The sequence below is a fragment of the Roseovarius sp. 10 genome (assembly GCF_033100315.1).
Classification (GTDB): Bacteria; Pseudomonadota; Alphaproteobacteria; order Rhodobacterales; family Rhodobacteraceae; genus M30B80.
Genome location: NZ_JAWLVH010000002.1, coordinates 613,479 through 634,805, shown reverse-complemented (window position 1 = coordinate 634,805; position 21,327 = coordinate 613,479). Strand labels below are relative to the sequence as shown.

At 48.9% G+C, this 21,327-nt stretch carries 18 protein-coding genes; 10 read left to right on the top strand and 8 right to left on the bottom strand.

Features of this window, described 5'->3' with window-relative positions; translation table 11 throughout:
* Positions 1–35: 35 nt before the first annotated feature.
* Positions 36–1,049: a zinc-binding alcohol dehydrogenase family protein gene (locus RYZ18_RS10290; protein ID WP_317656656.1), complete on the bottom strand. Its 1,014-nt coding sequence runs from the start codon at positions 1,047–1,049 to the stop codon at positions 36–38.
* Between the two features lie 41 nt (positions 1,050–1,090).
* Positions 1,091–2,890 (bottom strand): NAD(P)/FAD-dependent oxidoreductase, encoded by a 1,800-nt coding sequence (locus RYZ18_RS10285; RefSeq protein ID WP_317656655.1) that lies wholly within the window; start codon positions 2,888–2,890, stop codon positions 1,091–1,093.
* A 347-nt stretch (positions 2,891–3,237) separates the two neighbouring features.
* On the opposite strand from RYZ18_RS10285, the gene RYZ18_RS10280 reads away from it, so the two are divergent.
* The 5 genes from RYZ18_RS10280 to RYZ18_RS10260 all read left to right on the top strand — a co-directional run bounded on the left by RYZ18_RS10280 (position 3,238) and on the right by RYZ18_RS10260 (position 8,920).
* Positions 3,238–4,683: an FGGY family carbohydrate kinase gene (locus RYZ18_RS10280; RefSeq protein WP_317656654.1), complete on the top strand. Its 1,446-nt coding sequence runs from the start codon at positions 3,238–3,240 to the stop codon at positions 4,681–4,683.
* Positions 4,680–5,375 carry a class II aldolase/adducin family protein gene (locus tag RYZ18_RS10275; RefSeq protein ID WP_317656653.1) on the top strand — a complete coding sequence of 232 codons (696 nt, stop codon included), beginning with the start codon at positions 4,680–4,682 and terminating at the stop codon, positions 5,373–5,375. Before RYZ18_RS10280 ends, RYZ18_RS10275 begins: the two co-directional genes overlap by 4 nt.
* 83 nt (positions 5,376–5,458) lie before the next feature.
* Positions 5,459–6,718, top strand: a complete 1,260-nt coding sequence (gene mtnK / locus RYZ18_RS10270) for an S-methyl-5-thioribose kinase (protein WP_317656652.1) — start codon at positions 5,459–5,461, stop codon at positions 6,716–6,718.
* The gene (mtnA, locus tag RYZ18_RS10265; protein WP_317656651.1) at positions 6,715–7,818 is read left to right on the top strand and encodes an S-methyl-5-thioribose-1-phosphate isomerase; all 1,104 of its coding nucleotides are present in this window, start codon (positions 6,715–6,717) and stop codon (positions 7,816–7,818) included. The genes mtnK and mtnA overlap by 4 nt, the downstream gene beginning before the upstream one ends.
* 25 nt (positions 7,819–7,843) lie before the next feature.
* Positions 7,844–8,920: an aldo/keto reductase gene (locus RYZ18_RS10260; RefSeq protein ID WP_317656650.1), complete on the top strand. Its 1,077-nt coding sequence runs from the start codon at positions 7,844–7,846 to the stop codon at positions 8,918–8,920.
* A 10-nt stretch (positions 8,921–8,930) separates the two neighbouring features.
* On the opposite strand, the gene RYZ18_RS10255 is transcribed toward RYZ18_RS10260, so the two are convergent.
* From RYZ18_RS10255 to RYZ18_RS10230, 6 genes are all read right to left on the bottom strand, one after another.
* Positions 8,931–9,530, bottom strand: coding sequence for a dihydroxyacetone kinase subunit L (locus RYZ18_RS10255; RefSeq protein ID WP_317656649.1), 600 nt, complete (start codon positions 9,528–9,530; stop codon positions 8,931–8,933).
* On the bottom strand, positions 9,527–10,528 hold the full coding sequence (locus RYZ18_RS10250) for a dihydroxyacetone kinase subunit DhaK (RefSeq protein WP_317656648.1): 1,002 nt from the start codon (positions 10,526–10,528) through the stop codon (positions 9,527–9,529). The genes RYZ18_RS10255 and RYZ18_RS10250 overlap by 4 nt, the downstream gene beginning before the upstream one ends.
* A gap of 32 nt (positions 10,529–10,560) precedes the next feature.
* Positions 10,561–11,478: an ABC transporter permease gene (locus tag RYZ18_RS10245; RefSeq protein WP_317656647.1), complete on the bottom strand. Its 918-nt coding sequence runs from the start codon at positions 11,476–11,478 to the stop codon at positions 10,561–10,563.
* A 92-nt stretch (positions 11,479–11,570) separates the two neighbouring features.
* Positions 11,571–12,569, bottom strand: coding sequence for an ABC transporter permease (locus tag RYZ18_RS10240; protein ID WP_317656646.1), 999 nt, complete (start codon positions 12,567–12,569; stop codon positions 11,571–11,573).
* Complete coding sequence (locus RYZ18_RS10235; RefSeq protein WP_317656645.1) at positions 12,569–14,065, bottom strand: sugar ABC transporter ATP-binding protein; 1,497 nt, start codon at positions 14,063–14,065, stop codon at positions 12,569–12,571. The genes RYZ18_RS10240 and RYZ18_RS10235 overlap by 1 nt, the downstream gene beginning before the upstream one ends.
* A 73-nt stretch (positions 14,066–14,138) precedes the next feature.
* Entirely contained in the window at positions 14,139–15,128 is a 990-nt protein-coding gene (locus tag RYZ18_RS10230) for an autoinducer 2 ABC transporter substrate-binding protein (protein ID WP_317656644.1), read from the bottom strand.
* A gap of 215 nt (positions 15,129–15,343) precedes the next feature.
* On the opposite strand from RYZ18_RS10230, the gene RYZ18_RS10225 reads away from it, so the two are divergent.
* The 5 genes from RYZ18_RS10225 to RYZ18_RS10205 all read left to right on the top strand — a co-directional run bounded on the left by RYZ18_RS10225 (position 15,344) and on the right by RYZ18_RS10205 (position 21,254).
* Entirely contained in the window at positions 15,344–16,303 is a 960-nt protein-coding gene (locus tag RYZ18_RS10225; protein ID WP_317656643.1) for a sugar-binding transcriptional regulator, read from the top strand.
* 116 nt (positions 16,304–16,419) lie between these two features.
* Positions 16,420–17,442, top strand: coding sequence for a thiamine pyrophosphate-dependent dehydrogenase E1 component subunit alpha (locus tag RYZ18_RS10220; RefSeq protein WP_317656642.1), 1,023 nt, complete (start codon positions 16,420–16,422; stop codon positions 17,440–17,442).
* A complete protein-coding gene (locus RYZ18_RS10215) occupies positions 17,443–18,420 on the top strand; it encodes an alpha-ketoacid dehydrogenase subunit beta (RefSeq protein ID WP_317656641.1) in 978 nt (325 codons plus the stop codon).
* Complete coding sequence (locus RYZ18_RS10210; protein WP_317656640.1) at positions 18,417–19,685, top strand: alpha/beta fold hydrolase; 1,269 nt, start codon at positions 18,417–18,419, stop codon at positions 19,683–19,685. Before RYZ18_RS10215 ends, RYZ18_RS10210 begins: the two co-directional genes overlap by 4 nt.
* 81 nt (positions 19,686–19,766) lie before the next feature.
* Positions 19,767–21,254 carry an FGGY-family carbohydrate kinase gene (locus tag RYZ18_RS10205; RefSeq protein WP_317656639.1) on the top strand — a complete coding sequence of 496 codons (1,488 nt, stop codon included), beginning with the start codon at positions 19,767–19,769 and terminating at the stop codon, positions 21,252–21,254.
* The last annotated feature ends 73 nt before the right edge of the window (positions 21,255–21,327 follow it).

Below are 21,327 nucleotides of genomic sequence, written 5' to 3'. Positions count from 1 at the left end.
ATCTGGCAGCCCCCAACAAATACCAGAAATATCAGTCAAAACTTGGCCAACACGATCTTTCCCCTCGTTGAGCCGCTCTCTAATAACCGGTGAGCCTCCAAAAGGTTCACTGCATTTATGCGCCCTAGGTTGTTTGTTATCGTTGATTTAATGGTTCCCGAGTCGATTAGGGACGCAACTTCATTGAGAATTTCGCCCTGACGTTGCATGTCAGCAGTCTTAAACATTGGACGTGTGAACATAAACTCCCAGTGAATAGAAATAGCCTTGGACTTAAAGGGAACTACGTCAAAAACGTCTGGTCCATCTATCAAACCATATCGGCCTTGGGGCGTCATCATTGATACCACCTCCTCAGCATACATTTGTGAGTGAGTAGTCGAATAGACGAAGTCAACATTGCTGAAGCCTAGTTCGAGCATTTGCGGAGCCAGCTCTTTAGAGTGATCAATTACGTAATCCGCTCCAAGTTCCTTGGCCCAGGCCTTTGTTTCAGGGCGCGAGGCAGTGGCAATGATTGTCACATCAGAAAGGCAGCGAGCCAATTGGATGGCTATTGAGCCAACGCCGCCAGCGCCCCCAATGACTAATAATGTGTCGCTGCCACCTGGGACTGGCTTTTTGACATCCAATCTCTCGAACAGCATTTCATAGGCGGTTAGTGTTGTTAAGGGCATCGCGGCTGCAGCTGCCGCAGTAATAGAAGTTGGCATCCGACCGACAATTCGTTCATCTACCAAATGAAATTCACAGTTTGTACCGGGTCGGTTCAGGGTGCCGGCGTAGTATACGCGATCCCCAATCTTAAAGTTCGTGACCTGCGTCCCGACGCCGATAACTGTGCCCGCGGCGTCCCAGCCAAGTATTTGAGGCTCACCAATAGCGGAGTTGCCTCGCTTGCGTATCTTGGTGTCCACTGGATTGACGGAGATGGCCTCTACTTCGACCAGTAGATCATGGCCATATGCAATTGGTGTTTCTAACTCAAAATCCAACAAGGCATTGGGCCGGTCGACTGCTCCCGGTTCAATAAAGCCAACTGCTTTCATTTACTTACCCGATGCCCTGAAGATTTTAAGATTGTTTTGTCTCAAGCAGTGTGGTGCACATCTTGCAGGCCATAGACTGGCGTTGAGAGGCCCTCCATTCGGGCCTTGATCTGCAGGCTTAGGTACAGAGAGTAGTGGCGCGATTGGTGCAGGTTTCCTCCGTGCATCCATAGGCTGCCAACTTGTGTCGGCTTCCACATGTTTCTCTCTTCACCTTCCCAGGGTCCTGGATCTTTGGTGGTGTCAGAGCCCAAGCCCCATACCTTGCCGAGCTTATCTGCAACGTCCTGCCCCATCAGGTCGGCGACCCAACTATTCATGGAGTTGTAGCCTGTGGCGTAAACAATTACGTCGGCTTCAAGTTCCGATCCATCTTCAAGCTTTACGCCGCTTGAGGTGACTTCAGACACTTGGCCTCTCTTCAGCTTTATCTCGCCGTCGATGATTAGCTGGCTCGCGCCAATGTCTATGTAGTAGCCAGACCCCCTGCGGAGGTATTTCATAAAGAGCCCGGAGCTGTCATCACCCCAATCCAACCAGAACCCAGCTTTCTCGAGGCCCTTGTAAAAGTCAGCGTCGCGTTTTTTCATTTCTTCATAGAGCGGTATCTGGAACTCGTGCATAATAGCGTACGGGATTGATGCAAAAATCATGTCCGCTTTCTCGGTGGTGACACCGTTTGCCACGGCCTCCTCAGAGTATAAACTGCTTAGCCCCACATCCATTAGCGTGTCTGAGCGCACTATGTGCGTCGACGATCTTTGTACCATTGTCACGTCGACACCAGCCTCCCATAGGGCCGCACAAATATCGTGAGCAGAGTTGTTGGATCCCACTACGACTGCCTTCTTGCCTTTGTAAGCATCCGGGCCGGGGTGTTGCGATGAGTGATGCTGGTCGCCATTGAAGGTATCCATTCCCGGGAAGGAGGGCATTCGCGCCTTGCCCGACATTCCAGTGGCCATTACCAGTTGCTTCGGCTTGAGGACAACCTCCTCACCATCGCGATCCACCACAATGTGCCATTCGCCGAGTTTCTCATCATACTTGGCAGATTTTGCCGTGGCCTTCGTCCAGTAGTTCAGCTCCATGACCTTGGTGTACATTTCCAGCCAGTCCCCAATTTTATCTTTTGGAGAGAATACGGGCCAGTTGTCGGGAAACTTGATGTAGGGGAGGTGATCATACCAGACCGGATCGTGCAGGCAGAGAGACTTGTACCGCTTTCTCCAGCTGTCCCCCGCGCGCTCGTTTTTCTCTAATATAATAGTCGGGACGCCTAGCTGTCTCAGGCGTGCTCCTAGCGCGATCCCGCCCTGTCCGCCGCCAACGATAACGCAATACGGCTGAGTTTTGCAGCCCAGATCCTCTATTTCTTTGTTGCGTTCTTCCAGCCATGTCGCACGGTCTTTTCCTGCGCCGTGCTTGGCGCCCATACGCCGATTGTCACCGCTTGGTTCTTCGTGCCCTTTCAATTCAGTCATGGCCGTCAGGAGTGTCCAAATTTTGCCGGCTTTGATCCTGATCAGCCCATTACCTCGTGCGACTTCAGTTTCAAATGTGATCCACGCGGTGGTCACATCTCCCTCCACCGTTGGCGCTTCTCCCTCAGCTACTTTCCAATTTGAGGGCTTGGTTGCTTTGAGTTGGTGGTGGAGCATTTCTTCGATTTGCCCACGTCCCTCCATGGTTTTAATGTTCCAAGTAAAGGTCACCAAATCTCGCCAATAGGTGTCATCAGCGAACATGCTCGTGGCCTTGTCTATTTCATGGCCTGCTAAGTATGCGCCAAATTCATCAAGAAAATTTTGGACTTCTTGAGTGGTTGAAGTATCAAGCATCACATTTTTCCCTAGTCTGAGCTCACTCTAATATGAGTGGGCGGTGTGGATTTGGGCTTACTTCCCTCATTTGCGTTGTTGGTTTCATCGCATGCATGAAAGAAATTTCTTTGAAACGCTTGCACGAGTCTACGTGTCGGTCAAGAAATTTTGGAAAAAATTTTCATATAATTTTAAAAAATTTCTACTTTTGTTTATTATTTTCAAATATGGCAGATCAAATGCAGCCAAATCTCCTTATATAAATTTTTATATATATAATTTATAAAAATTTGAGATTTAGTTTCTCAAGCTTCCATATTGGTTGCATACTACTCGCAAAATATTGTCTCGTTGAAGAGCAGTGCATGCGTATTGCGGAGAATTACTTGGCCATGGGTGCTAAACGCGTTGCCGTCCTGGACCACGGCAAATCAAACGTCAAATTATTCATATGTAGCAAGAGTGGTGACGTCATAGATAGCCGCTCGACACGGAATGTGTCGATAGAATCTAAAAATTGGCGGCATACAGATCTCATCGGGATAAACGAATGGGTGTTCTCTACATTAGCTGAATTAAATCAAAACCACTCCATTGGAGATATCATCGTATCAGCCCATGGGTCGGGCGGAGTGTTGGTTGGGGATCGTAATGAGGTCGTTGGCGACGGAGCCTTAGTCCCTATGATCGACTATGAACAAGAGCTTCCAGAAGACGTCGCTATGGCGTACGAAAATATTGAGGCCAGCTACCTAGATCGTGGTTCGGCCTTAATGATGGGTGCCAGTCACGTAGCCCGTCAGCTTTTTTGGATTGAAACTGAGCTGCCTGAAGCCATTAAGCATGCTCGGTGGTTTCTATGCCTTCCACAGTACTGGGCATGGCGCATGAGTGGTGTTGCTGTCAGTGAATTTACGATTTTAGGTGCCCAGTCTCACTTGTGGAATGTGCCTCAGTCTAGTTGGACGGAGTTAGTGCGGGATCGCAACTGGCAGAGAATATTGCCACCCATTACCTCGTCTGATACGGTCATTGGGAAAATACGACCAGAATTGGCCGAAAAATATTCACTGTCTCCTGATATTAAGGTGCACGCTGGGGTCCATGATTCATCGGCTAATTTTTACAGTTATCGATCGTTGGGTGTTGATGAGTTCACTGTTGTGTCCACCGGCACTTGGACCGTGGCACTCGCTAGGGGATTTGACCCGCTGCAGCTGACAGAGGCACTGGGGATGACGTGCAATTCAGATCCGTTTGGCAACCCAGTTTGTGGCGCACTAACGATGGCTGGACGTGAATACGAGACTATCGCAGGTGTCCAACCCGCCGGAGCAAGAGCCGACCTCAGTGTGATCCAGGAATTGGTACTGCAGGGGACCATGGTGCTACCGAGTTTGAGCGATGATAATGGCCAGTTTCCAGGTTCTGCGCGTTCGGGGAAGATAGTCGGTCCAAAACCAGACACACAAGAACAGCGTCTTGCCTTGGCGATCATTCACAGTGCTCTTCTTACGGTGGAGTGCGCAAACACCTTGGGACCTGATCGAACATGGATATTAGACGGGAGCTACTTGCAGGAGCCACTTTATGCGTCAATGGTAAACTCAATACGTTCTATAACGGCGCCTAATGCGAAAACTTTTATAAATGAGGTGGCTGATGGCCTCTCAAGGGGAGCGGTCGCATTATGTTACCCATCTACAGTTTTACCACCAACGCTTGAGCATCCATCCAAACTGGATAAGGTCCAAGGTTTGAAAAAATATGTTGAAGATTGGCAAAGGCTTACAAGGGAGAGAGTTGAATGAAACCTGATGAGAAGAAACTGCGCGGACATATGATTGAGACCTGCTTAAAGATGAATGCGCACGGTATAAATCAGGGCACATCTGGGAATCTTTCCGTACGCTATGGTGATGGATTTTTGATTACACCCTCTTCAACCCCATACGATCAAATAACCCCTGAGGATATTGTGCAGATGGATTGGGACGGCACCTATCTTGGCCCCCGGCCGTCATCGGAGTGGCGCTTCCATCGCGATATACTAAAAACACGGGCAGACGTTGATGTTGTGTTGCACTGTCACTCCACCTTCGCCACTGCTGTGGCTTGTCACCATCGAGACATTCCGGCTTTTCACTATATCGTTGGGTTAATGGGCGGTAATACCCTTCGATGTGCCCCTTATGCGACTTTTGGCACCCAGGAGCTCTCCAATGCAGCGATAGACGCCCTGGAAGGCAGAATGGCATGTCTGCTCGCGCAGCATGGTCAAATTAGCTTAGGGAAAAATTTTGACGGCGCCCTTGCCATGGCCATCGAGGTAGAGTCCCTAGCAAAAATTTACATTAACGCCTGTGCGTTAGGTGAACCGCCAGTGCTCTCTGCTAATGAAATGGATCGGGTATTGGAGCAAATGAAACGCATGAGCTACGGTAGAGGGCCAGAACCGGATGACACTTTAGATGTTGCTCGCGCAAGAAATGAAAGAAATTGAATTTTTGGCGCGAGTTTTTCCTAGATCAAACTGTGATAGTTTCGTTATGCTTCAAATGAACTCCTGAACAATAATTGCGAAATATGGCTGAAAACACAGAGTATGAAGCGCTTACCCCTCAGACTTTGGCGACGCGATTGTCAAGGATACAAGTGCTTAATGAAAAGGTTGGAGAAAATTCTGACCTTTGGGAAGTAGCCGAAATAGGTGATGGCAACCTAAATTTAGTATTCATAATATCAGGTGAAAATGGAAAGGCGATCGTTAAACAGGCCCTTCCCTATGTGAGGTTGGTTGGGGAGAGTTGGCCCTTGCCACTTTACAGAGCTTTTTACGAATATAATGCGCTGGAGCGGATGGCGCAGCGCCACCCAAGATCAACCCCTGAAATTTATTACTTTGATGACACTCAAGCCATCATAGTGATGGAGTATCTCGAAGGGCACACTATCCTGCGTCAAAAATTAATCGCTGGCGAAAAAGTGAAAGGACTTGCAGAGTTTTTAGGGCAGTTCTGTGCTCGGACTGCCTTCCGAGGGTCGGAACTCTCTATGCGGAGCGCGAATAAAAAGTCAGACGTCGCTCTGTTTTCTGGAAATGTTGAGATACCTGCGATCACAGAAGCGCTGGTTTTCACGGATCCCTATTATGAGGCTGAACAAAATCATCACACGGAGCAACTCGACCAGTTAATCAGCGTCTTGAGGCGTGATGTCGGGTTGAAGATCAAAGTCCAAAAAGCTTTGCAGCGTTTTGTTTCTAATTCTGAGACGATGATACACGGTGATTTGCATTCTGGGTCAATTATGTGCACCGATCAAAACAGTCGTGTGATCGATCCAGAATTTGTGCAATATGGTCCGATGGGCTTTGATGTTGGAATGCTATGTGCAAACTTTTTCATGGCTTATTTTAGCCAACCAGCTCACAGGCAATCTGGCCTTGAAGAGTACCAAGAGTGGATTTTAAATATTATTTTAGAAATATTTAATGTCTTTAATGCCGAATTTCGTTTGTTGTGGGCGAATGAGCGGCGCGGTCTTTTGTATCCACCGGTTCTATTTGAACAGCAAGGTCACGACTCCATGGCCGCGTGTGAAATTGTCCTAAAAGATATTTGGAGCGATGCTTGGACATATTGCGGTATTGAGATGCATCGCAGGTGTTTGTCTCTTGCGCATAATGCAGACTTTGAGGAGATTCCGAACCCTGTCGAGCGAGCATCCCTAGAAGCAAGAAACATTGAATTGGGAGCTCATCTGATCCGTTCAGCATGTTCTTTCGACAATGCTGCTGAAGTGTGTGAGGTCGCTCGAGCCCACAATAGGAGAGATTTTTTATGATAGTGGATGGAAAGCATTTCCGCTCGCTGTGGTGGAACGAAACCAGGAGTGTGTTGGAAATAATTGATCAAACTTGGTTGCCTTATGATTTCAGAACAATCCAAGTTGTAACACTACAAGATTTTGCTGACGCAATTAGAGAAATGAAAGTCAGAGGGGCGCCGCTAATTGGGGCTACCGCCGCATACGGAGTGGCGCGCGCAATGGAAAGCGACCCGTCTGATGCCAATCTAGACAGAACTTGGAATTTTCTGGAAGCAACTCGACCCACGGCCATAAATCTTAAGTGGGCTCTAAACCGATGTAGGGATGCTTTATTGCCGCTGCCTGAAAGCGACAGGGCTGCCAGTGCTCTCGAGCTAGCGCATTTAATTGCTGATGAGGATGTCCAGATAAATAAAAAAATCGGGCAACATGGTCTAAAAATAATTTCAAAAATAGCTCAGAGGAAAAACAACGGTGATCCAGTACGGATCTTAACTCATTGCAATGCCGGCTGGCTTGCAACCGTCGATTGGGGTACGGCGACAAGTCCGATATATCAGGCGCATGATATGGGACTTAACCTGCATGTTTGGGTTGATGAAACAAGACCGCGAAACCAGGGCGCAATTACCGCGTGGGAGTTAGGCAAACACGGCGTGCCACACACTTACATTGTCGACAATGCGGGTGGGCATCTAATGCAGCACGGTATGGTTGATTTGGTGATTACTGGTACCGACAGAACCACTAGGTGTGGTGATGTATGCAACAAAATTGGCACTTATTTAAAAGCACTCGCTGCGAAGGATAATGACATTCCGTTCTACGTTGCTCTCCCGTCTTCTACAGTTGATTGGACTGTGCGCAACGGTCTGTCGGAAATTCCGATAGAAGAGCGTAGTGACGCTGAGATTTCTAATATTCAAGGCATTTCAGATGCTGGAAAGTTGGGTGCTGTCGCCGTAACGCCTGAGGGAACACCTGTTGGAAATCCAGCCTTTGATGTGACGCCTAGTAGGCTTGTTACTGGTCTCATAACTGAGCGCGGTTTGTGTGATGCGTCAGAAACTGGCTTGTTGAGCCTATTTCCGGAGTTTTCTGATACTGTTGGGTAAATGTTGAAAAAAGTTAGAGGCTATCATGATCTACCGTAGTTTGGGCAAAACGGGCCTTAAAATTTCTGCGATAACTATGGGAACTTTCACATTTGGTGGCAAAGGTGACTTTGGGCGCGCAGGCACTCAAAATACAAAAGATGCTCAGCGCTTAGTTGATACCTGTCTCGACTATGGTGTTAACATGTTTGACACCGCTAACATGTATTCCACCGGGCTTTCGGAAGAAATTTTGGGAGAAGTTTTAGAGGGGCGCTATCACAATATACTTGTCACATCGAAGGTCAGAATGCCCATTGGTGAAGGCCCAAATGATGAAGGCTTATCGAGGTGGCATATAATCAGAGAGTGCGAGAGATCCCTTAAGCGATTACGCACCGACCATATCGATCTGTATTACATGCATGAGTGGGATGGCACTACTCCAATTGAAGAAACTCTATCGGCCCTGGATTATTTAATACAGCAGGGAAAAGTTAGGTATGTGGGATGTTCGAACTTTTCTGCTTGGCAAGTGATGAAGGCGCTAAACGCCGCACCAAGTTACGCTAGCCGCTTTGTGTCACAACAGATCCATTATACGATAGAAGCGCGGGAAGCCGAATATGAGTTATTGCCGCTTTCTGTGGATCAAGGTCTTGGTGTGCAAATATGGTCACCCCTTGCAGCAGGCCTATTGACTGGAAAGCATAGGAGAGGCGCATTGGCGCCAGGTTCACGACAAGCTTCTGGCTGGAGTGAGCCGCCTATTCGTGATATGGAACGTTTGTGGAATATCGTCGATGTGCTAGATGATATTGCTAAATCCCATAACGTAGAAGCCGCTCAAATTGCACTGGCTTGGCTCTTAACCCGACCGGCGGTCGCCTCATTGGTTGTTGGTGGGCGTAATTCTGAGCAGTTTACAAAAAACTTCAGAGCGCTTGAAATTATTCTCTCTGAAGACGAGCTGAAGCGCTTGAATGATGTGAGCCGCTTGCCACTCATTTATCCCTATTGGCATCAACATAACTTTGCTCAGCCTCGGTTCTCACGCGCGGATAAGGCCCTGCATAATGACTACCCAGACCGGCATTATGGGGGAGAGGATCCACTCATATAGGCTTTGTACATTAACGACGCGCTACAGCGTGGACGATTAAACTCATTGCCAACATTCCAGGATCATCCATACCGACACTCTTGTCTCCGAAGATCCTAGCCCTGCCTATGGTCGCAGGTTTGTCGCGAAAGTCATTTAATGCGGCGTCGACGGCTTGCGATGCCGCGAGTGACTTGTCGTCCGAATTCGCTACTGCTTTGCTCAGGTAATCTAGGCTATCCAGTACAGTTTTCCCGCCCAACTCCGCCTTGCCTCTCTCCTGCATTTTATCGCGAGATGTTGCAATCAATTCTGCCAAATTGTTTGGATTGAGAGTGGTTTGCCCCTTCAATAATTTCGCCGCAGCCATGAGGCCTGTAGCCAGTAGTGTTCCGTATGAAGAGCCAGATGTTTTTGTGAATGCCTGTGCGCACTGAAATAGCAGCATTCCAAGATCATCGGGTAAGCTTTCCCGCATTTCGTAGATCGCATGCATTCCTCGTGTCATTGTTACGCCAAGGTCTCCGTCACCAAGGGCGCCGTCTGCTGTATTTAAAAGATCGAAATTATTGTCCATTTCATCTTTAAGGCGCTCAATCGCAGCAATTAAATCTTCACGATCTAAACTCATTTAACACTCCAGAAAGCACAATCACATGGCGCTGTTAACAGTTCTTCAAGCTCGCGATCTAATTTCAATAGCGTGAACGAAACGCCTGCCATCTCCATTGATGTTGCGTAGCGGCCCACTAAAGGCATAACGATCGTTGCCCCACAGGATTCTAATCGTGCTTTCACAGTGCGGTAGAGAATGTATAGTTCCTCTGGCGGGGTGGCCCCGAGCGAATTCACTAGAACAGATACTCGGTCTCCCTTCTTCAGCGGCATATCTTCTAGGAGCCTGTCGATCATTTCATTTGCAATGTCGTCTGCAGATCTCAGCTCACCCCTCCATACGCCGGGTTCGCCATGTATGCCCATGCCCATTTCCATTTCGGTTTCGCCAATTTCAAAAGTAGGCTTTCCCGCTTGCGGAACTGTACAAGATGAGAGTGCAGCGCCGATAGAACGACATGCGTCAGCTGCCTTTTGGGCTACCGCGGTTACGGCCTCAAGGTCGTGGCCGGCTTCCGCGGCAGCGCCTGCAATTTTGAATGCATACACCATGCCCGCAACGCCGCGTCGTTTTTCAGCTTCGCTGGGCGGCGCAGAGGCAACATCGTCGGCAAGCAGGACGGTTGTGCATTTAATATCATCAAACTCAACTAGCTCGCCGGCCATATCAAAATTCATTACATCGCCGCCGTAGTTTCCGTAAAGCCTAAGGACCCCAGAACCACTGTCTGCCACTCGAATTGCGTCGGCCATTTGCTCTGCTGACGGCGACGAAAAAACATCACCGATCGCGCAAGCGTCCAATAAGCCAGTTCCCACGTAACCGGTAAACACTGGTAAGTGACCCGAACCGCCGCCCGTGACTATGCCAACTTTTCCATTTCCAGCTTTATTAGCCCGCGCCACAACCTTACCGGAATCTCCGTGCAAACTGTAATATTCAGGGTGAGCGGCAACGAGCCCAGCTAGCATTTGATCGACGTAGTCTTTAGGGTCGTTAAGAATTTTTTTCATTTTGCTCTCCTTAGTAAATTTTAGTTGGATGGTTACCTACCTCGGTTTGCTGATAAACGGCTTGAATAGGTATTGATAACCATGACCAATATTAATAGCGCCCCCCATATAAACTCACGAGCAAAGTTCGAGACTTGCAGCATATTGAGGCCACTGGATAGAAATTGCATTGAGAGTACGGCAAGGACGACGCCGATTACTCGTCCGTAGCCGCCATATGGGTTGATCCCACCTAGCACGGCTATCAACACAGCAAGCAATAGATACGAAGATCCGTAGTCAGCTTTCGCAGAGTTGGCGCGGCTCATAACTATCAAGCCAGAGACAGATGAGAATACTCCAGCAAGCATGTAAACTTTTACTAACATTTTATCGATATTTACTGCCGCATAGAGTGCTGCAAGGGGGTTGGCTCCGTACATGGTGACCCGAAGCCCAAATGCCGTCCGTGTCAGAATGAGACCCAGTAGCGTGGCAAGCACGCCGAAGATAATAAGGGGGACTGGTATCCCAATAATTTGAGAATTACCTATCAATGCAACTGTATCAGGAAATCCCATCACAGCGCTGCCGCCTGTCATGGCAATTGCGAAGCCTGTAAAAACAAGGCCAGATCCAAGCGTGGCCAGAATTGCGGGTAGGCCAAAAAATGAAACCAGAATTCCGTTTATAAAACCGGAAATACAGCCGACTAGTACGGCAGCGAAAATAGCGAGGGCTAACCAAGTAAGCGATTGGGACCCCGACATTGAGGGGTCTGCAAAATGTGTCAGAATTAAGGCAGCAGTTACGGCTGAAAAGTTTGCAACGCCAACCACAGACAGGTCTATACCTCCGGTCATCATTGTGATCGTCATTGCTAACGCAAGTATCGCAAACTCAGGGAATTGAAATGCCATCGATGTTAAGTTCTGACTGGAAAGAAACCTGTCAGGTGACAGCGCAGCCATGGATAAGAACACTAATATCGTTATGAGAAGCAGCCTAAATTCTGGTGAGCTTAATTGGGGGTTTTTGAACATATATCGAAGCATATCTCTATTTACCCCGCATTTTTAGCTGATTTTTTTGCTCGGTAAGCTGGCAGTCCTGTACCGATAAGTATCAACAAACCAATAGTCACAGATTGCCAGGTCGTTGGAATACCAATCACGATTAGGCTGTTCTGAACAATTACAATTAGAGCAACGCCGAGTAGCGTGCCGGTTATAGTCCCATATCCACCAATTAACCGCGCACCTCCCAAAACGACCGCTGCAATTACTGACAGCTCGAGGCCAACCAATGAGAAAGGGTCTGCCATTCTTCCAACAGAGCCGTAAATTATGCCCGCTAGGCCAGCCAACGCCCCCACGTAGACATACACAAAAAACTGGGTCCATTTTACATTGATGCCGATGCGTCGAGCACTCTCAACGGATCCTCCAATTGCATAAATTGAACGACCTAACATTGTTTTTTGCAGGATGACCCAAGTCAAAACAATCACGAACAAAAGTGCCAATACAGACCAGGGTATAGAGTAAAAATTACCCGCTTCAGTGGTACCTCGCGCAATAACGCCTCGGGAAAAGTCTCGCATGGACGGTGGGAGATCAGAAATACGCTGTGAACCGATGAACGTAAGAAGGAATCCGCGAAATACTGATAGGGTGCCCAGCGTAACGATAAGAGTGGGCAGCCCGATTAAGGCGATTAGCACCCCGTTAATTGCTCCTAGAAAAGCGCCAAATGCTATGGAAACGCAAAAAATCATGGGCCAGGATGCATCGGGATTAATGGACAAGAAGAGTACTGAGGACGAGTACATTGCGAATACCGCAATTGCCGTAAAACTAACGTCAATTCCGCCTGAAACGAGTACAACCATTGCTCCAACCGCCAAAATACCGATGACGATAGAAGCTCTCAGTAGGTCTGAAACTGTTGTAATGGAGAAGAAGCGCGGGTCTGCGATTGTGGCGATGATGCAAAACAGGGCTATTACCACAGCAACCAGCGTTTCATTGCGTTTTAGCAGATCTTTAGAGATGAAATTCATTATGATGCGAGCCTCTGGGCAAGATCCCCTTCATTCACGTTATTTCTGTCAAAACTATCAATTATTGACCCGTCACGCATGACTAGTATGCGATGACAGGTTGAGAGGAGCTCAGGTAAGTCGTCCGAAATCACTAGGATGCCTATTCCGCTTGCGGACAAGGTTCGGATAATTTCGTGAATTTCCGCTTTCGATCCGACATCAACGCCTACGCTTGGACCATTAAGAATTAATATTCTTGGAGAGCGTGCGAGCCATCGCGCAAGAGCTACACGTTGTTGATTACCTCCAGAAAGTGATTGGACCGGTGCGTCAACATTTGGAGCTTTTACACTCAGCTTTTTCAGCCAAGACTGTGCCTCGTCTAAGAGGCTGACGATGTTGAGAATGTAGCCAGAAGTGTGACTGTCTAATCTGCCAATCGCTACATTTCGCATTATTGACTGCGTGAGGAACAGTCCCTCTGTTAGGCGATCTTCTGGTACGTAACCAATACCTGCAGCCGCAGACTTTTGGGGATCTCCAAGCTCGAGTTTTTCGCCATCCACTCTTATCGAGCCACTGTCAGGTTCCACCAATCCGAATATGGCCTTAGCAACAGATGTGCGCCCCGAACCAAGCAAGCCGGTGATCCCGAGTACTTCTCCTGCGCGTAAATTAAAATTGATATCCGTAAATGCCCCGTGCTTTGTCAGCGAACTCACCTCCATTAGGGTTGCTGCGTCTTTTGACAAGCTGCCGGGGTCAGAGAGAGAAACATCTTTTCCAGTCATGTGATAGGTGAGTTTTGTCGTGTCGAAGTCAGATGCCGGACCTTCTGCTACTTTCTTACCATTCCTTAAAACAAAAACTTTTTCTGAGACTTCCAACACTTCGGAGAGTTTGTGGCTGACAAAAATTACTGCAACACCATTCAGCTTTAACATCTGTATGATATCTTGCAGTCGGCGCACTTCTTTTTGAGTGAGCGCGGTTGTCGGTTCATCCATTATTATAAGGCGCGCTTTTGATGCTAACGCTCTGCAGACAGCGACAAGTTGTTTCTGGGCTACTGATAAATTTTCTACTCGCGTTTCAAGGTCTATATCTACGCCAATTTGGTCTAAAGCTTTTTGAGCGATTAAGACTGTCTTACTACGATCAAAAACCTTGAGCTCTGACGAAAGAAGACTGCCGAAGGCTATATTTTCGGCGACGCTCAGGTTAGGAAACAGAGAAAAATCCTGAAATATAACCATAACGCCCATGCTAGCGGCAAGGCGTGGCGTAATCTTCGGGTACTCGTTTCCATTAAAGAAAATTGAGCCGCCGGATGCGGGCTCAACGCCAGAAATAATTTTGATGAGTGTAGATTTGCCTGACCCGTTCTCACCCGCAAGACAAACCGCCTCGCCCGGCCTGACGCTGAAATCAACTGCCTCTAGCGCTGTTACACCAGAGTATTTCTTGGTGACAGAACGAAGTTCGACCAGCGGTGCAGGACTGTTTTCATGCATTTCACAATCACATTTTAACGTAGATGATGTTGCACGGAACGAGTTAATTCTCGTTCCGTGCTGGTCCGTTTCATCAGAAAGGATAGTCTGCCATATTTGCAGCGTTCACATTAACCCAAGCCTGGCCATAAATAACTTTACCATCCAAGCTAATGTTTTCATATCCAGGGAGTCCTAGGTCCATGCCATCGGTGACTTCTTCGCCATTAATGACCATGACTGCTAGGGCGTTCATAGCCTCCCCAGCAACAGCGGGATCCCAGAACCCAATTCCATCAACAGCGCCAGTTTCTAGGTACTGTCCTGCGATTGATGGTAGAGATGTACCAAATACGCAGGTGCCATCTTCCATCCCCCGCTCTTCCACAGCGCGCCCGATACCGGCAACATCAGTAGAAGCCGAACCTTGTAGACCTTTGATGTTCGGATACGCACGAAGTACTTCTTGGGCTGCCGTGTATGCCTGCTCCGCATCGTCAAACGTTTCGTTCTTATCGCCAACCAATGTCATGTTAGGATAGTTGGCTTCCTGATATGCAATAGCCCCATCAACCCACTGGTTATGTGTTTGTGAGGTGAGCGAGCCAACGAAAACTGCATATTCTCCTTCGCCACCCATGCAAGTAGCCATTTGCTCCATTAGGTTGGCGCCAAAGTCTTCGTTTACGAAAGCCTCGAGGTCATAAGCGGTGTTTTGCTGTGACGCGGCTTCATGTGTAATGACTGCAATACCTGCGGCCATTGCGCGACCCAGAACTGGCTCAAGCGCCTCAGGTGACATTGGAACAACCGCAAGCGCGTCCACACCTTGAGCAATCATATCTTCAATGAGTGCTACTTGCTGCTGCGGATCGGCCTGAGCTGGCCCGACTTGGAAGGCATTCACCCCATTATCTTCCGCAAATTTATTGACGCCTTCTTCCATTCGATTGAACCACTGAATGCCAGCGATCTTTACGACGGTTGCGATGCTAGTTGAGTGGGCGTCAGCAATGAGTTGCGTCCCAGAAAGGGCCGCCCCCGCCACTGCCGCGGTCATGAGTAGTTTCATTTTAGTTGTCATTTAGTCCTCCCAAAAAACTAAGCTAAGACGTCCATCGCGAAGCGTAATGTTTTTATCGGTTATCGATTGGTTGACGCCCTTTTAGCTTTTCTTATCAGATTCCAATCTGCGGTTTGCAACACATGTGCATTGACTGCACAAATGTGACTATATATGCCAACATGCATCGGTCAAGAAGTTTCATTGCACATGAAAGGGAGAATCGGGGTTCTTTGATGCATCCGGGAGATCATAGTTTTGATCATGACGCAGCACAGGCGGCATGGCTGTATTATGTTGGCAATCTAAGCCAGCAAGAGGTCAGTGACCGACTAGGGATTTCTCGTTTCAAGGTGCTGCGAATGCTTGCAGACGCGCGGGAGCGGGGGTTTGTGAAGGTTAGCGTAGAGCACCGCACAAGTCGCACACTCGAGTTGTCAGAAAGCCTTCAGGACGCATTTGGTTTGACGGAGGCGCAAGTAGCACCCAGTAGAGGAGGCGCGAGTGATGAAAAGAACGCTCGTGACTCGGTCGGAGTACTAGCTGCTCGCTACATTTCTCGAATTGCAGGGAACAATAAAGAGAAGACTATCGGAGTGGGTTGGGGACGTACTCTCTCTTTCGCTGCGCACAATGTTAATGGCATTCACAACCCCAACCTAACATTTGTATCGTTGATGGGATCAATAACATATGCGTCCGAAACTGCACCTGGTGATGTCTGTGTCAGGCTTGCTTCCCAAACTGGTGGGCGCGCAGTTTTAATGCCTGCGCCCTTTATTGCGGATACGCCAGAAGATTGTCAGAGTATTATGAGCCAGAGGCTCGTGCGAGAGGCGGCTAATATTGCACACAAAGCCGATCACGCGTTTATGAGTGTGGGTGAGTGTAAACCCGGATCAATTTTATACGAGAGTGGCATTTTTACTGACCAGCAAAAGGCGCAACTACGGTGTGGAGATGTGGTTGGCGACTGCTGCGGCGTATTTTATCGCGCTGACGGAAGCATAGCAGATGTTGAGGTTAACGAGTGCGCGCCGTGCTTGAAGCCAAGCACCATGAAAAATGCTGACACTGTTTTGTTAGCTGGTGGCGTCGGAAAGGCGGTCGCAACGCTGGCTGTTCTTCGGGCCAAATTTGTGAAGCGTCTTTTCGTTGATGAGGAGTTAGCGATTAAACTCCTGGAGATCAAATAGGTGGAGTCAAAAATTGAACTGCGCACATAAAAATGGGTTTCTCTACTCACTGCACACACCTGCAAATTAAGGCAGTTGGTATTGGTGCCATAACGAGAAGATAAAAGGGGGTATAAGTGCAGGTAGACGGTACAAACTCTAACTTGTTCAAGTATTATCACGCCATGCGTCGGATCCGAACTTTCGAGGATCGGGTTGGTGAACTTTACCTCCGGGGTGAGAGTGCAGGCTCAATGCTACACCTGTCCATAGGAGAAGAGAGTGCGGCTGTCGGTGTCTGCTCGGCCATGCGAGCCGGCGATACTTTTACCACCCACCATCGCGGCCACGGGGTATTTTTGGCTCGTGGAGCTGACCCAAACCGCATGATGTCGGAAATCGCTGGTAAAGAGAGTGGCTACTGCCAAGGAAAAGGCGGATCCATGCATATTGCTGACATGGCACTTGGACATCTTGGAGCTAATGCCATTGTTGGGGGTGGGATCCCAGCAGTGGTTGGCGCAGCGTTAGCTGAAAAGCGCCGCGGTGCTTCCAACGTATCGATTGCATTCTTCGGTGATGGTGCGATGCAGCAGGGTATTCTCTATGAGTCTATGAACATGGCTGCCCTTTGGGACCTCCCGGCGGTGTTTGTGTGCATTAATAACCAATGGGGCATGGGTACTCGCATTGACCAAGCGACAAAAACCACAGCATTGCATGAACGAGCCCTAGCCTTTGGATTGAATGCGGAGACCGTTGACGGTCTAGATGTTCTAGATGTTGTAGACGCTGCCACGCGTATCGTTGATCAAGCGCGAGCGGGAAAACCAGGCTTTTTGGCGGTCGAGTGTTTTCGGTTTTTTGGTCATGGCCGCAAGGACAAGAGCCCCTATCGCTCAGAAGATGAGGAGGCGGCAGGCCGTGCGAAAGATCCTGTCTTGTTCGCTCGTAATTCCCTGATATTAAATGGTAAATTAGAAAAAGAGTTGGACGACTTGGACAAAGCTGTATCTGATGAAATGGATGCCACTATTGATTTTGCAATCAATTCTCAAGAACCAACTCTTGATATGATGTTTCGGGATGTTTTTGCATCAGGCCAACCCGAACCTGAGCCCGTGCGACATCGTATTCAACGCATTTTAGCAAGGGGGTGAGTGGTGCCAAAACTAGCTTACCGTGATGCGCTAAGGCACGCACTGATTGATGCAATGCGCGAAGATCCAGATGTCTTTGTGATTGGTGAGGAAGTGGGGCGCTATGGAGGAGCCTATGGAGTTACCAAAGGCTTGATAGAGGAGTTTGGGCCTGAGCGTTTGCTTGATACGCCTATTTCGGAGCCAGCCATTGTGGGGACTGCCGTTGGCGCAGCTATGGCTGGAATGCGTCCAGTCGCCGAATTGATGTATGTAGATTTTATCGGCATGACTATGGATCAATTGTGTAACCAGGCGGCTAAAATTCGGTACATGTTTGGGGGACAGATTGGTGTTCCGATGGTGTTGAGGACGCAGGGCGGTACTGGCCGATCTGCAGGTGCGCAGCATAGCCAATCGCTAGAGGCGTATATTATGCACACACCCGGTCTGCGATTGGCGATGCCCGCGACTGTGTATGATGCATATCATTTGCTGCGACAGTCGCTTAAACAGCCTGATCCGGTAGTATTCATCGAACATAAAAGCCTCTACGCAATGACGGATGAGGTGGATCTAAGCGTTGAACCACCTGAGTGGGGTAAGGCCGTCATTAGGAGAGATGGCGATGATGTGGTAATTATTAGCTATTCACGCCAAGTACATTACGCGTTGCAAGCTGCCGATAAATTAGCCGCGCATGGTCGCGAAGCAATGGTTATTGATTTGCGCACTCTAAATCCCCTCGATTTTGATACTATCCGAGAGGCTGTAGAAAAAGTTGGAAAAGTCTTGGTTGTTTCTGAGGGAGCTATCACTTGTGGCGTTTCAGCCGAATTGGCTGCACGAATTTCAGAGGAATGTTTCGATTTCCTCGAAGAACCTGTCATACGTGTCGCTGGCGAGGACATCCCTATCTCGGTATCGGTTGAGTTGGAAAGAAACTCGGTTCCCACGGTAGATCTCATTTTTGAGACAGCCCAAAGGGTTTTTTCATGAGTGGATTGCTCAAAATGCCTCGTGTCGGAGAGACTATGGAAGAGGGCAGGGTGGTGGCTTGGTTGGTTGAACCAGGTAATTCCTTCGAGCGAGGAGATGTATTGCTTGAGGTTGAAACTGATAAAACTGTGGTTGAACTCCCTGCCTTGGGCACCGGTACTTTAATCGCCCAGTTGGTTGCGGCTGGTGAAGTGGTTGAGGTAGGCATTCCGATCGCAGAAATCGATTTTGGATCTGGGCCTGATTGGATGCAAGATGACAATGGTCCAGATGGTGAAAAGCCCGCTAGCTCAACTGGCACACTGGAGCAGTCAAATCAAAATAGTAACACGCTATCACTCGATGAACCTTCTAACAGGCCCCGCGCTACACCAGTCGCACGCCGATTGGCGCAAAAACATGGGATCGAACTGACTGATCTGGCTGGCAGTGGGCGACGAGGACGCGTTGAGCGCCTGGATGTAGAGGCCGCAGTATCTGCTTGTTCAAAAGATATATCTGAAGAATGTAAAACAGGATACGGTCTTGCATGGTCTGAGATGGGTAAGCGAGGTGGAGAAGCTGTGTTTTTTGTTCATGGTTTCGCTGCTGATCGCACAGCTTGGATTGGCCTCCAAACAGAGCTAGCGCGTTCTGGCTGCCATGCAGTTGCAGTTGATCTGCCAGGACATGGAGTGGCTACGCACGAGGCGGCAAATCTTGATGCACTTCATCATGCGTTAACAGATGTTATTAAGCAGTGTTTTGGAAGCGCTCCCGTGCACGTGGTTGCCCATTCGATGGGTGCTATTCCAGCAATATCTTTGGGACAGTCGCTTCGTTTGGCATCGTTGACCTTGATAGCGCCAGCTGGCCTTGGACAGCGTGTCGATACCGAATTCCTTGCTAAACTAAGCCAACCGCATGGTGTTGAGGATATCAAAAGTGCGCTCAAAATGTTAACCGTTGGATCGAATGGTTTATCCAATGGGGCGATTATGGATATTTACAAGACGCTCTCAAAAGGCCGCCTCATTGCATTGGCCGAGGAATTGAGTGGACGCTGTGGTAAAGTGCGAGACTTATGCGATGACTTGGCTGGGTTGTCGCACAAACATCCCGTAACAATCATTACAGGCACGGGTGATCAGATTGTTGATCATTCAGATATACCTTCCATCTCCCCACTAATTTCGATCCATCAGTTTTTGAATGTTGGTCACATGCCGCATTGGGAGGCTCTTGGAGACGTGCGGACGATCATAGAAAGAACGTTGAAATATTGAATATTATTGCCACACGCTCAAAGCAAAACTGCTCTGCCAGTATTCATTCTAGCGTGGGCTAATGCAATAAGGGGAGGTATCATGGCCTATTTTCTCACCTTTGACGGTGGAACCGAAAGTCTTCGCGCCCGCATATATGACTTATCAGGGGCATGCTTGGGCAGCCAGGCAGTTCCGTATCAGACTAAGTTTTCTGCGGGGGCCCAGGCTGAGCAAGACCCGGCTGATTGGTGGGATGCCGTCGTTAAATCGACGCGTGGGGCGCTGGCACAAGCGAATGTCGCGCCAGAAAAAATTGAAGCCATTTCCTACGCCACAACTTGCTGCTCGGTAGTTGCACTTGATGCAAACGGCGATGCCTTGCGGCCAGCCCTGATCTGGATGGACGTGCGGGCCAATGAAGAAGCAGACGCCGTTCTAGATACCAATGATCCCGCTTTAATGTTGAATGGGGGCGGGAAGGGGCCTGTCTCGGCCGAGTGGATGATTCCGAAGGCTCTATGGCTAAAACGTAACGAGCCAGCCACGTATGATCGCGCCTTTAGGATTTGTGAATATCAAGATTATTTGACGTATCGCTTTACCGGTGAATGGGCCGCAAGTCTGGATAATGTCGGATTGCGATGGCACTACCGCAGTCGCGATGGTGGATGGGCCACAAACATGGTCGAGGCTCTCGGGATTGGAGATCTCTTAGAGAAGTGGCCTCCTCGCATTGTGGCGCCCGGTTCGTTAATCGGAACATTAACGAAAACAGCTGCTGAAGAGCTGGGCCTTCCACAATCAGTCAAGGTGATACAGGGAGGCGCGGACGCACTAATTGGCATGATTGGCTTGGGAGTGGCGCAACCCGGACAGCTAGCGCTGATTACAGGCTCCTCGCATTTGCAATTTGGTGTGACTGAGGCACCACTTAATGCACCCGGTGTCTGGGGGTCGTATGCTGACATCGTTTATCCTGATCGGTATATTGTTGAGGGCGGACAGACATCGACGGGATCCATTATCAATTGGCTGGGTCGGTTGACTGGTGGGCTCGACTTTGACGAACTAAATGGGAAGGCGGCCCAACTCTCTCCGGGGTGTGATGGTCTCATTGTGCAAGACCATTTCCAGGGCAATCGAACGCCGTACACAGATCCTCTGTCCCGCGGTGCCTTGGTTGGGCTGACGCTTGCGCATGAGAAGCACCATATTTTCCGAGCCATGATGGAGGGTGTTGGCTTTGGCACGCGAGCGATTTTGGATGCGTTCAAGGATGCAGGTTATTCGGCAGATGAGATGACACTGGGTGGTGGAGCCTCCGGCTCAGACCTGTGGCTGCAAATTCATGCTGACACGTCCGGTATTCCTGTGCGTGTGCCAGCCTCTCCAGACGCGCCATCTACTGGTTCGGCTGTTCTTGCTGCGTATGGAGCCGGGCATTATGCGTCCATTGATGAGGGAATATCTCAGATGGTCCACGCAGGCCGGACCATTGATCCCATTGCGGTCAATGTGGCGCAGTATGAAGAGGTGTATGCTCGATATAAGTCACTTTATCCCGCGCTTAAAAGTTGTCTCGGCTAAGTATGCGGAAGCTTCAATTAATGATTTTATCTGATAGGAAATTTTTAGTGACAAAATGCGTTTCTATATTGTC